An 11,981-nucleotide genomic window follows, 5' to 3' on the forward strand; every position below is an offset into this window, starting at 1 on the left:
CACACTGGAAATGTGTATTTTTCACACTTCGAAGTTAAATAAAAGATTATTAGTTTCTTAAAAAGGAGGTGCGACGCAGGACAAACAGGGAAATGCCACGCCATTAGCTACGCTGCACATAACGCCTACGCCACGAATGAAAGAAAAACTACCCTTGCGTTGACGGCTTGGAGAAACCGCTAGCTATCCGATACTTCCCGCTGACAAAGCTGCGCACGTATCTTCGTGCATAACTTGCTATGGCGGCGCTCTGACAGTAGGCGGTTAATCTCATCTATGTCCTCATCTGTAAGGTTAAGTTGTGACTGAATACGCTTTTGCTTACTTTTAGGCGGTTCATTTATTCCAGATTCCCAACGGTAAACTGTAACCATGGAGACACCTACTAGTTGTGCGAATTCTTCCATTGTGTAACCTATAGTCTTTCTGATAAAACGCAGAGTGTCACTGGTCATTTAGTTGCTCCTTTTTCTTTCGTGCCGAATTTATTTAAGTACATCTGACGATAGAGTACATAAACATTCGTATCGCCTTTCGTTTTGGTCTTTTGTGCCTTATCGTAGAAATAGTATAGATTTACACCAGCAGGCATCGGCTCTGTACCGATACATGTGCCTTTAATGGTTGCACGTTGCATAACATCTTCGTCGCCTTCGATAATTGCATAATCATACTCATGTCTGATACGCATATTTTTCATCTCCTTTCGTTTTTTATTTCGTATAGTTTTATACATCGGAAGTTAAAAAAGAGCGCTGAACGCTAGAAGAACTAGCGCTCCCTCTAATGCCATTGGATAGAATGAATGTAGTGGCGTAATAAATACGAGCAGCTTTCGTAATACCTAAATCGAAGCGCATACGAATTTGCGTACTTACCTAACTAGACGAGGAACAGACGTATACCCTATTCCCTTCACCTATATGTACTTCTGACTAGGTAAAACGTGTATAGTCCGATGAATAAATTTATTCATTTTTACGCAGTTGATCCAAAAGAGGGGAAAATACCCTTCCTTTACAGTTCTCTAGGCGCAGGTACTGCGTCTTTTTGGTATACTTGCTATATTATTCATAGTGTGGTCTAGTTGGTTACTTTTCCGTGAATTGGCGGTATAATCTCTTAATCTCGCTTTCTAACGGATTATTTAACACGCCCCTGTCACACATAAATGGACTAATTACGTAGCCGCGCCCCTTAACGCCAGTCTTCGCACCGCTTACCGATATCATTGCCCCGTCGTTGATAAGTGTTGATAACAACGTACGAGCGCTCGGATATGCAATACCTAGAATCTTTGCTATTTCACGAGAACTTAAAATCTCTACTTTTGACGGCTCGAACTCCTGCGGATTCGTACATAATACATATGTATCCTTATGAGCGAATGGCATCAGTTTGAAAATAGCACCTGCTTGACGGTCTGACAGTTTCGATAGAAGTTGTTTCGCCTCTTCCTTATATACCTTCGTGAAGTTATCGAATGCTTCGCCACCCTTTCCGCATCTCACTAAATCCTCGTTAATGTAGTAGAGCGTTGGACGGGTTGAGTTATCTCGAATAACTGCGCCAATCTTTTCTAATTCTTCTAGCGCCTTAAGCGTCGATTTCTTACCTCTCTTTAGTAATTTCTGCATGTCCTTTGTTGTTAACGGTCGAATACCATACTTACCTCGCCCCGTGTCGCGCATTAATAAACCGCCCGCATTCATTTGCAGGTATACCGATAGTTTGAAGAATATACCTAGCTGATTAAGTGTCACGTGGCTGTAGCGTTCTCCTTCGTTACCATTAACCATTACGAAGCGCCTTGTATCTTCCTTGCGCTCCTGCTTGTATCTAATCGCATCTAGTTCGGCTGGTTTACGCACTCTTTGAGATTCTGCGATTGCTACTACTTGCTTTAGTTCTGTTTGTTGTGCTTCTGTTAGTCCTTCGATTGAGCCACCGTATACAATGGCATTGAGTTCTTCGAATGGATTGACTTTACTTTTCATTATGTTTCCCCCTTATTTGATGTAATCGGATGTAAACTTGTAGCATATTTGACACCTTCCCGTCGGAATTTGTAGCATATTTGACACCTTCAAAAATCGACCTCATCCTTAGAGCCGCAAGCAATGTAAACGGATTTACCTATCAAAGTACTCTGTTATCTGTGTGGATAACGAAACATCTTTGACGCAGCAACTACATAGCGTCACGGCTTCCTTAACGTTGCCGATTTACGGTGTTGAGTAATGCGTTTAATTAAAAAAGATCATACGCAGTAACAGTTATTGTGAGAGCCTGCGAACACTCGAAGCGATAGCGCCGATTTACGATTTTGCTTTTAACTCCTACAAAGAGATAGGCGCAAGTACTCGCTAGTATTCGGTATACTTTTGCGAGATTAATACGCTGTAAAAACATAAGAGCGCTTCTCTTCGTAATTGGGCGTAATGTGCTGCGTTAGCTCTTCGGTTTTATAGGCGCATTAAGGTCGCCGTATTGGTATCTTGCTGCGATAATATAGACGCATCGGGTTTTAAATTTTTTATACGAATTTTTTAGATGTGAGGATTACGGTATGATAGAGAGGTTTGGGTAAACATGATGGCGTGCTATGTTCTTCGTTGGGATTCAAATAGATAATGTGATAGAGAATGCATTAGGGGATTCGCTAGGGGTGTGCGTCAAGTTTAAGCGGGAAGGGAATGTAATTACCATTTATTAGGGTATGAGATTAAAATTTATATATATTTTCTGTCGGGGGTTGATGTAAGCCGTTTCGGTGGTGTGCTGGGGGTCGGTCGGCTTCGATGCGCTGCACTTGTCTTCGCAGAGGATTCGTCCGCTAGCTTCGCTACACTTCACTTTGTTAATAGTTTCAATACGATTCCTTTTGAGTGCGTTTCTTATCGCAATGAATCTCGAATGAATATACTTTAATGCACAATGAATCAAACGATTAACAATTCCTTTGCGTTATGATCTTCTTTCGTTTGTCTATTGATTAGCAACGACGACGCAGCGAAGGCAGAGAGATTCGCAATCAATAACGAATAGAGAAAGAGCAACGACAAACAAGAGCCTCGCTGCTTCTCTTCGCATTACTCTAAGCTAAGATACTTACAGCTGCGATACCTAAACTACACGCATAACAATGCACTGTACTGCACGTATGTACCGTATACCTACGTAGTACTAGCCCCTGCGCATGTACTGTATACACCAGCTCACATGACGCCTCGCACGCCATATAAGGACGCAGGAGAGCCGTACAGCAACGTTAGGTTATTACAACGATAATGCATTACGTAGACTCATAGAACGGCGCATATACAGCCCTGTGCAGCCATGTATCGGCATGTGTGGATATAGCGCCCTATGTTCAACATAGTACCGCCTATTGTGCGTAGTTATATCGCTCTATTTGAATATAGATGATGCGCAGGGGTATATCGCCCTATTTCACCAATGTACGTTTCTACATAAAAACTTACATTCAATTCGTTTATTTCATTGACTTTCGATAAAAATAGCGTTATTCTATAAATATCTTAAAAAAACGTACATTCAAAACATTGATTTCACTACACTTACAAAGGACGGGATTTTGATGAATCAAATTAAAGACGTGCAGCCGATTCGCAGCAAGGAACAAATCGAAGACATGAAATGGAGCTTAAAGCGTCACTGCTCGGAACGTGACTACATAATGTTTCTAATCGGGTTAAATACAGGGCTGCGTGTCGGTGATTTATTAAAATTAAAAACTAGCGATGTTAAACGAAAGAAGAAATTCGTTATTCAAGAAGGAAAGACGAAGAAGCCTCGCACAATTATGATAGAAAAGATTTACGATGAAGTGCAGGCATATGCGAATACAGTCGATTCAGAATGGCTATTCCCTAGCCGCAAAGGCGACAAGCCTATCACAACGACGCAAGCGTACAGACAGCTAAATAAGGCGGCTGAAATGGCGGATATTACAGAAGGTATTGGAACACATACTATGCGCAAGACGTTCGGGTATTGGTTCTACAAGCAATACAAAGATGTTGCAAAGCTGCAAGCGATATTAAACCATTCGCACCCACAAATTACGCTTACTTACATCGGGATCACCGAAGAAGAAATCGAAGATAGCTTAAATAACTTCGTACTATAAACAGCGAGGCGCTCACTACGAGCGTCTTTTTTTATTGTATGCGTGACCCCCCGAGTTTCTAGACCTTCCTTCCAGCAGACGAGCGAGCAAGTGTACACCTCCCCTGTTTCCGCATATATGTAAACTTCCGTAAACAAATGCAACTAACAAAAAGTAAGTTAAGCCCTACAGCCGCGAGCAGTTCGCCATTCCACCGATAAAATCACACAAGTTTACATTGAAGTTTGCGCAGCTGCTACGATTTTTAGGCATAAAAAAAGACGCTCGTAGTGAGCGCCATTGTGTGCGTTATGCTGAATAATACTTAAAGGTTTTCAAGTCGATAGCATTATGTGGCTGTTGCCCTAACTCCTCAACTGTGATGTTAATCACGTTATTAAGATTAACTATAATAGCTTGCGACTCAAACCCATGAGCTAATGCTTTACAGTCAATTAGTTTATTTCCAAAGTGATTTACAAGTTGCACAAGTGTCTTGTCAGTTTTTACAATTGCATATGTGTGGCTGTTTTGATAGTTAAATACTACTTTAAATGTTGTCATAGTTCCTCGTCCCCTTCTACATATCAAACTCTTCTATATCGTCGTCCTTTGCTTTTACTTGCTGCGCACATTTAATAGTGCTAGGGCTGTGCATCGCAAGTACACAACCCCATAGTCTACGCAGCATTTCCACAACTACACAAACCGCTTTGTTAGAAGTGCTAACCCCTATATTATACCATTACGCCTAATGCGAAGTATAGTAAGCCATAGTTTCAAAATGAGACACAAGGTATATCTTTTTGTATAGAAAATAACTTTTGGAATCTATAAACCGAATGGGTTATAATACAAGTATATGAAAAAAAGCCCATCGTATTGGCGTACGAAAGGCTTTTGGCAAGGTGGTGAATACATATATGGATGCAATCACCGTTACTGCGGTTTGTTCCTTACTCATGGTTGTTATGGGAATGATTAACATGAGTAAAGGGAAAAAGTAATATTTTATAAAAGTCTTTCAGTGTTGGCGCACTGAGAGGCTTTTTTCTTTATATAGTATTTCTTAAATCATAATAACTATTCTAAGAAGTGCGTTAAGTACCATTAAAATTTGGTAACCTTTAAAAGCAGTTAGCGCATTTAATTGAAATCACATGCACTAGATTACCCTAGAACACACTAGAATACACTAAAGTACAACTATTCCTATTATAACGTTGCTCTAAACAATATTTCAACATTAACATTAAACTTAACATTAACATTAACATTAACATTAACAGTTCATTTTACATGCGTTGCACATGCGCAATGCTTTCACTGCAAATCGTAGACGCTATTCTTTATACATACGCCGCAAATACCGCCGCTATCCGCTATGTCTTCACCTTATTTCTTGCGTACCCTGCGTTCAGTTACAATTGCTGCACCTACTGCGGTAGATACCAGCAGGAACAGTACAGCGACGATACTAACGACTAGGTTATCGAATTGAGACGAGACGCCGACGAACACCAGCGCTACAGTTAGTACCGCTAGCATAGTTAAAGTTATCTTATCTTCGCTCATAGATGCTACACTCCTATCTCTCTTTTTCCTCCTGCAATAACTTCTCAAACTCTTCTTTAATCCACCTTTTCATACATAATCTACAAACCCCACCCGAAAATAAACGTATTTCCTTTGAGTTCAGAGGTTGGATATACCCCTTAGCCTCGCCCGATTTACGACAATAGATTGTTTTAGTATCCATATTGCGAATAATATGTAGCTTTCTTATTGTATTTACATTAGATAAGTTAAACCGAGAAAGACTTCCTACCATAATAGTTTGGTCACTTCGTAAACGGTTTAAAATCCCTTGGAACAACTCTGCTTTTCTCTCTGCGCTGATATGCATACGTCCTCCCCCTTTAATCCTATACACTTTACTCTTTATTGTAATGCACACAGTAAATTTATGTAATTATTCATTCACTAAGACGCATTCCGCTTACGCTTTATAAACGAACGCACAGCACCTCTCGCACTATTAAATGTACGCCCTGTTTTCTTCGCTAATCTTCTAGCAATTTCACTCTTATTTTCTATGTGATCCGTATCAAAAAAGATATCCACTATTAGTTTGTCGGTTTCTCTATCACAATGCTCCTTGTAAATCTCTTCCCTTACTATCGCACCTAACGCTTCCTCCTCTACTTTTATACTCATATCTATTCCACCTATTGCGCATAGCTCTTCTCCTACTAACTGTAATACCTTGCGCTTCCTCCCCCTATTTCCACAATATTGCCTTACACTCTGATTTATAAGTACCTTTACTCTATTATCGAAGTTTCCCTTATCTATATCAAACGACCTCACCGCATACCTTATTTTACGATAACAGTCGTCTATAAAATGCGTTTCATTATTCATCTTGTACCAATTTTCAAATGCTAGCCGTTCTATTAGCGGCATGTAGTAAGCTTTAATCTCCCACAATACCGTTTCACTCGTCTTTGCCTCGATAGCTGCTGCGTTTAGCCTGTCGATTACCATTACGTTGATTGCCATTGCGTTACTTCCCCTTGCTGCGTATTGTGTTTACCTGCGCAGTTCCGCAACTCTTTGCCAATGGCTAATATATTCGATTTTATACTTGACAGTAGGTGACGCATCAACTAGCAGAGGCGAGGAAGTCGTAGGAAGCTGGGCGCAGTTTAAACCCCTATTTCGCATAGATAAAAAAATAACGAAGCGTTTAAACTTCGTCATAAATTCATAGTTTCTATGCGAATAGAGGTAAGGCGTTAGCAACTAGCGTCGGCTCGTTGTGTGAGGTTTTCAGTAACGCATTCCCCGTCCTTGTGCTTTCACACATATCGACTTTCTACACTACAAAACGTCCCATAGTGCGTAGATCTTTCGATACACCCTGTTACCGTAGTAACAACGTATTTCCACCCTTGCCGTACAATGCCCGCAATCGGCTAGACCTATACGACACACGGGGAATGATATGCGTTGGATTGTATAGCGCTGATGTTTGCGGCGGTTCAGCTCCCCTTTTACGTTTTTAGTTTAGCGACTTGGTACGGCTTCCATGTCGTGATTCACCGCAGCAGTACCTAAAAAAGACAATAGGAAACTAAGCCTTGCACCCTTCGAATTTTTTCGATAGAATGAAAGCTAGATAATCGGACTGATGCGGCTTGTCCTGTATTCAGTTTAGATTTGCGTATGTTTTGAGTCCCCAGCGTCAACTGGAGACTTTTTTCTTTATCTTGTTCTTCTTAATTTTGTTAATGGTGAATACTCATCGTGACTCTTTCGCATCTCCTCAACGTCCATTTGTATATAACGCCGCATTGTACGAATATCCGACCAGCCACCAATCTTTTGTAATGTGAACGCATCACAACCATTTAAGATCATATTCTTAGCCCATGTATGACGATAAACATGCGCAGTTACTTTCTTATCTTTAATACCAGCTTTCTCTGCGTAATACTTTAGGCGCTTATTAAAGTGATTTGCACCTAATGGCTCGCCATAGCTAGACAAAAATATCCTATCTGTTTTAAAATGCGCTTGGTTCTCATTTATAAGCTGTAGTAACAACTTCATCACATGAGTGGAGACAGGTACTAAACGAGGCTTTCTATTTTTACTTTTATCTGCTGAAATTGTAATAAAGCGTGTTTGGAAATCAATATCCGCTGCACGTAACCCCATTAGCTCCTGTATGCGTAGTCCCGAATCTAGTAGAACATTTATTCCTACAAAATCTCGAAACCCTACGAAGTCCCGCAAATTAGGCTGCCGCAATATCTCTTTTACTTCTTCATCGGCAAACGAGTTTGTTAAATCGATATCCTGCCGCAGTAGCTTAATCTTTTCCATCGGATTGACTTCGATTAATTCCTCTCTATATAAATGATTAAGCAATGCTCGTAATGTGCGAAGATTAATGTTTATTGTCGTATCACATAAGCCAATCCCTTGGTTATCAGCGTCAATAAACTTATGCCCTTCATACCGCTTTTTATCGTATTTCATATAATTGATATAGTTGCGAAACGTCTCTGTCGTTAACTCGTCGATATATTCAACTTCATAATTATCGAATAACCAATCCGTAAAATATCTCCACATTTTCATATAGTCTTTAAGCGTCCTATCTCGACAGCCTTCCGCACGTTTTCCCGAAATAACAATGTCCAGCGCTTGCTGTAGAGTTAACTTCGGATACTTTTTATTTGCATTCGCTATCTTTGTAATGCGCTTTTTCTTTTTTAACGGCAAAACAAAAAGACCCCCTTAACGATTTAATTTCATCGCTAAGAAGGTCGTCGTCCACAACCGTATATTGAACGTTTTCGGGTTGTTTATATACCCGAAGAAACTTGTTTTCATGCGGTCTAAACCGTGTAATTCGTAACCCACCGATTCAGTTTCCGCTTAGACTAGCGCAGCCAAAAACTTAGCAATCTTCTGGCTTACCAGCATTCGACGCTGTACGGAAAGATGATCCGCATCCACATGATGCGATTGCATTTGGATTGTCGATTGTGAATCCGCCGCCAAGCATAGATTGCTTATAGTCAACTTTCACTCCCTTTACAATCGGAGCACTTTCTTTATCGATAACAAATTCAACACCGAAAAACTCAAGAACTGTGTCGTCTTCTTTTGGTTCTACTTCAAATCCTAAGCCGTAAGAAAGACCACTACATCCGCCGCCATGTACAGCAAGGCGCACGTACTTCTCTCCATCTTCAGCATCTTTTAACATATCTTTAATTTGAAAAGCTGCTTGTTCTGTTACTTCAATCATGAAATACACCATCCTTTCTGTTCTCATTCTATTATACATCTTTACGCTTCTATCTTGTACTCATACACTCCGCGGCAAATTATTTCCGCAGGTCCTTTCATTAATACATTTCCTTCTTCTGTCCATGCGATCATTAAGTCGCCGCCTGCTAAGTGAACCGTAATTTCTTTACCGTGTTCCATTTTCCCATTTAAAATTGCCGCAACGACAGCTGCGCATGCTCCTGTCCCGCAAGCTTGTGTTACACCAGATCCTCGTTCCCAAACGCGGAAATTCATCTCTTCATCATTCAAAATCTCGATGAATTCAACATTCACTCGCTCTGGGAACATTTCATGCGTCTCAAGAACCGGTCCTAACGTTGTAAGAGGCGCTTTTTCTACATCATCAACAAAAATAACCGCATGTGGATTCCCCATTGAAACAGCTGTAAATGCATAACGGTGATTATTGTATAAGAAGTTTTCACGAATAAATGGTGTTTCTCCTTCACCAAGCATCGGTATCTCTTCACGTGTTAAACGAGGTGCTCCCATATCGATTTTCGCTAATGTAACTTTGTCATCTTCTACCGTTACTTCTGCCGTAACAATACCAGCTAACGTTTCAATTGTGAAAACTTTACCTTCTACTAGTTTATGCTCATACGCATATTTCGCTACGCAGCGTAAACCATTTCCACAGCTCTTTCCTTCTGAGCCATCGTTATTAAACATGCGCATTTTTACTGGTGCCACGTCAGAAGGACAAATTAAAATCATTCCATCTGCACCAATACCAGTATTAATATTTGAAACCTTTTCCGCTACAATTGCTAAATCTTCTTCTCTAATTTGTTCCTCAAACATATTTACATATATATAACTATTTCCAAGACCATGCATTTTTGTAAAAGAAAATTGGCTCATTTTTATTCACTCCAAAAATAATTTATTATTTCAAGTATAAAATGCATGCTTTTAGAACACAATATGAATGTCCCCCGTTTCTCATATTTGACAGTGTTTTGGCAATAAGCCGTTCTTACACAAATCGTGTAAGAAAAAAGCCCTTCTAAAAGGGCTTTTTTTTTTTCGAAATAAACACTCCTAATAAAGTGAAACTTTAATCAGTGGGGGACGGGCAACAGGGCTTCAACCTAACTTTTTTGCTTCAGCTGAATTTTGAGGTGGGAGTCTTACTGCCCGCAAATAGCGGGATAAATGAAAAAAGAAAAACGTTGCCTGTTTGCAACGCTTTAAAACATTGGATTTTCATCCATATAATCATATACATTATTTACAAGTTCTTCTACTGTTGCACCTTGTACCACTTCACCATTTACAAGTGCAAATGGACCTTCAAAACAGATGCCACAATATCCTAAACAACCATATTCCATTACGTCTAAATTAGGATCTTTTTCTAATTTTTCTAAAGCTGCTTGCGAACCGCTTGCAAGGTTACCTACACAAAATTCGATTAATGGTTTAATCAAAACTCTCTCCCCCCTGTATCTCTAAACAAATTACCATTTACTTTATATGGTATGTGCATACCTAATTTGCGAAACGGATAAGTAACCCTCTCTACTTATTACCATTCCACTTTATTTATAAGAAGAAAACTAAGCTGTTTCTTGTTGTTTTCGTTATATATTCTAAACTATTTAGTTACTTCACTATTTCACTTCATAATAGATGGTCTTCTTTATATAACATACTACTCATAATGAAATAGTAAATAGTAACTAGAAAATGAAAACCACTTACTTTACTTTTCTTCTTATTGTACAACAGAGTATTCATTCATGCATTGTTATTTGTTCACAAATTCGATATAATTTGATTGTGTAAAGTCAAAATATTTTATTAATATAAAATTGTATGATTAGGGGATATTTCAACAGAAAAGGGGTAATCCATCATGAAACACCTCGTACTACTAGGTGGTGGCTACGGTGGAATGAGAATTCTGCAGCGGCTACTTCCAAGCAACCAACTTCCAGATGATGTACAAGTGACATTAATCGACAAAGTACCATATCATTGCTTTAAAACTGAATATTATGCATTAGTTGCGGGTACAATTTCAGAAACGCATATTCGCATACCGTTTCCTGAGCACCCACGTCTCAATATTCAATACGGAACAGTAACAAATATTGACCTCGAAACGAAAGCCATTCATCTCGATGGCGGTGAAACGATTCAATATGATGATTTAATTATCGGGCTTGGCTGTGAAGATAAATATCATAACGTTCCTGGGGCAAAGGAATATACACATAGCCTACAATCAATTGAACAAACACGTAAGACATATGAACAATTAAATAGCTTAGAACCAAATGCAACAGTAGCTGTCGTTGGGGCTGGTTTAAGCGGCGTTGAAGTGGCAAGTGAACTTCGCGAAAGCCGTTCAGATTTAAAAATCTATTTATTTGATCGAAAAGATAGAATTTTATTCCCATATCCAGAGAAATTAAGTAGATACGTAGAAGAATGGTTTGTAAAACATAAAGTTACCATTATACGAAACTCTAACATTACAAAAGTGGAACCAAACATTGTATACAACCATGATGAACCACTTGAATGTGATGCAATCGTCTGGACAGCTGGTATTCAAGCAAATGAAGTTGTTCGAAACCTTCCAGTAGAACAAGATGGTAGCGGACGGGTTGTTTTAACGAAATATCACAATATTCCAAATAACGAGCACGTTTATGTCGTAGGAGATTGTGCAGCACTTCCACACGCACCATCTGCTCAACTTGCTGAAGGTCAAGGAGAACAAATTGTCCAAATATTATTAAAACGTTGGAATAATGAACCCCTTCCTGATGAACTGCCTGTTATTAAATTAAAAGGTGTTCTCGGTTCTCTCGGCAAAAAACACGGATTTGGTTTACTAGCAAACCAACCATTAATGGGACGTGTACCGAGATTATTAAAATCCGGTCTTCTTTGGATGTACAAATATCATAACGGTTAATACTTTAAAGGCTGCCTACATAGTAGACAGCCTTTTTCTATTCATTTT

General features: G+C 39.4%; 14 protein-coding genes. 2 read left to right on the forward strand and 12 right to left on the reverse strand.

Going from position 1 to position 11,981, the window contains the following annotated elements; translation table 11 throughout:
* Positions 1-179: 179 nt before the first annotated feature.
* The 3 genes from SB773_RS02405 to SB773_RS02415 all read right to left on the reverse strand — a co-directional run bounded on the left by SB773_RS02405 (position 180) and on the right by SB773_RS02415 (position 1,997).
* Entirely contained in the window at positions 180-455 is a 276-nt protein-coding gene (locus SB773_RS02405) for a helix-turn-helix domain-containing protein (protein ID WP_016106257.1), read from the reverse strand.
* On the reverse strand, positions 452-691 hold the full coding sequence (locus SB773_RS02410; RefSeq protein WP_410588412.1) for a hypothetical protein: 240 nt from the start codon (positions 689-691) through the stop codon (positions 452-454). Before SB773_RS02410 ends, SB773_RS02405 begins: the two co-directional genes overlap by 4 nt.
* A 400-nt stretch (positions 692-1,091) precedes the next feature.
* A complete protein-coding gene (locus tag SB773_RS02415) occupies positions 1,092-1,997 on the reverse strand; it encodes a hypothetical protein (protein ID WP_410588414.1) in 906 nt (301 codons plus the stop codon).
* 1,604 nt (positions 1,998-3,601) lie between these two features.
* Between SB773_RS02415 and SB773_RS02420 the strand changes: the two genes are divergently transcribed.
* Complete coding sequence (locus SB773_RS02420) at positions 3,602-4,153, forward strand: tyrosine-type recombinase/integrase (protein WP_016136002.1); 552 nt, start codon at positions 3,602-3,604, stop codon at positions 4,151-4,153.
* Between the two features lie 288 nt (positions 4,154-4,441).
* Here SB773_RS02420 and SB773_RS02425 read toward each other — a convergent pair whose 3' ends face one another.
* From SB773_RS02425 to SB773_RS02465, 9 genes are all read right to left on the reverse strand, one after another.
* Positions 4,442-4,696, reverse strand: coding sequence for a hypothetical protein (locus SB773_RS02425; RefSeq protein WP_410588416.1), 255 nt, complete (start codon positions 4,694-4,696; stop codon positions 4,442-4,444).
* A gap of 831 nt (positions 4,697-5,527) precedes the next feature.
* Complete coding sequence (locus SB773_RS02430; RefSeq protein WP_410588418.1) at positions 5,528-5,707, reverse strand: hypothetical protein; 180 nt, start codon at positions 5,705-5,707, stop codon at positions 5,528-5,530.
* Positions 5,708-5,720: 13 nt separating this feature from the next.
* Positions 5,721-6,038: a hypothetical protein gene (locus SB773_RS02435; protein WP_410588420.1), complete on the reverse strand. Its 318-nt coding sequence runs from the start codon at positions 6,036-6,038 to the stop codon at positions 5,721-5,723.
* 77 nt (positions 6,039-6,115) lie between these two features.
* Positions 6,116-6,694 (reverse strand): hypothetical protein, encoded by a 579-nt coding sequence (locus SB773_RS02440; protein WP_410588422.1) that lies wholly within the window; start codon positions 6,692-6,694, stop codon positions 6,116-6,118.
* Between the two features lie 705 nt (positions 6,695-7,399).
* Entirely contained in the window at positions 7,400-8,425 is a 1,026-nt protein-coding gene (locus SB773_RS02445) for a tyrosine-type recombinase/integrase (RefSeq protein WP_410588424.1), read from the reverse strand.
* Between the two features lie 15 nt (positions 8,426-8,440).
* Positions 8,441-8,566 (reverse strand): hypothetical protein, encoded by a 126-nt coding sequence (locus SB773_RS02450; protein ID WP_410588426.1) that lies wholly within the window; start codon positions 8,564-8,566, stop codon positions 8,441-8,443.
* A gap of 37 nt (positions 8,567-8,603) precedes the next feature.
* Positions 8,604-8,957, reverse strand: coding sequence for a HesB/IscA family protein (locus SB773_RS02455; RefSeq protein ID WP_002034566.1), 354 nt, complete (start codon positions 8,955-8,957; stop codon positions 8,604-8,606).
* Between the two features lie 41 nt (positions 8,958-8,998).
* Positions 8,999-9,865 carry a diaminopimelate epimerase gene (dapF, locus tag SB773_RS02460; RefSeq protein WP_002015893.1) on the reverse strand — a complete coding sequence of 289 codons (867 nt, stop codon included), beginning with the start codon at positions 9,863-9,865 and terminating at the stop codon, positions 8,999-9,001.
* A gap of 329 nt (positions 9,866-10,194) precedes the next feature.
* A complete protein-coding gene (locus SB773_RS02465; protein WP_002015892.1) occupies positions 10,195-10,434 on the reverse strand; it encodes a YuzB family protein in 240 nt (79 codons plus the stop codon).
* 428 nt (positions 10,435-10,862) lie between these two features.
* On the opposite strand from SB773_RS02465, the gene SB773_RS02470 reads away from it, so the two are divergent.
* Positions 10,863-11,933 (forward strand): NAD(P)/FAD-dependent oxidoreductase, encoded by a 1,071-nt coding sequence (locus SB773_RS02470; protein ID WP_002192372.1) that lies wholly within the window; start codon positions 10,863-10,865, stop codon positions 11,931-11,933.
* Positions 11,934-11,981: the final 48 nt, after the last annotated feature.

Source organism: Bacillus sp. SIMBA_074 (assembly GCF_046534555.1).
Taxonomy (GTDB): Bacteria; Bacillota; Bacilli; order Bacillales; family Bacillaceae_G; genus Bacillus_A; species Bacillus_A mycoides.

Excerpts from the sequence above, each read along its gene's own strand:
- SB773_RS02405 (WP_016106257.1), bottom strand. The coding sequence starts at position 455 with ATGACCAGTGACACTCTGCGTTTTATCAGAAAGACTATAGGTTACACA.
- SB773_RS02410 (WP_410588412.1), bottom strand. The coding sequence starts at position 691 with ATGCGTATCAGACATGAGTATGATTATGCAATTATCGAAGGCGACGAA.
- SB773_RS02415 (WP_410588414.1), bottom strand. The coding sequence starts at position 1,997 with ATGAAAAGTAAAGTCAATCCATTCGAAGAACTCAATGCCATTGTATAC.
- SB773_RS02420 (WP_016136002.1), top strand. The coding sequence starts at position 3,602 with ATGAATCAAATTAAAGACGTGCAGCCGATTCGCAGCAAGGAACAAATC.
- SB773_RS02425 (WP_410588416.1), bottom strand. The coding sequence starts at position 4,696 with ATGACAACATTTAAAGTAGTATTTAACTATCAAAACAGCCACACATAT.
- SB773_RS02430 (WP_410588418.1), bottom strand. The coding sequence starts at position 5,707 with ATGAGCGAAGATAAGATAACTTTAACTATGCTAGCGGTACTAACTGTA.
- SB773_RS02435 (WP_410588420.1), bottom strand. The coding sequence starts at position 6,038 with ATGCATATCAGCGCAGAGAGAAAAGCAGAGTTGTTCCAAGGGATTTTA.
- SB773_RS02440 (WP_410588422.1), bottom strand. The coding sequence starts at position 6,694 with ATGGCAATCAACGTAATGGTAATCGACAGGCTAAACGCAGCAGCTATC.
- SB773_RS02455 (WP_002034566.1), bottom strand. The coding sequence starts at position 8,957 with ATGATTGAAGTAACAGAACAAGCAGCTTTTCAAATTAAAGATATGTTA.
- dapF (WP_002015893.1), bottom strand. The coding sequence starts at position 9,865 with ATGAGCCAATTTTCTTTTACAAAAATGCATGGTCTTGGAAATAGTTAT.
- SB773_RS02470 (WP_002192372.1), top strand. The coding sequence starts at position 10,863 with ATGAAACACCTCGTACTACTAGGTGGTGGCTACGGTGGAATGAGAATT.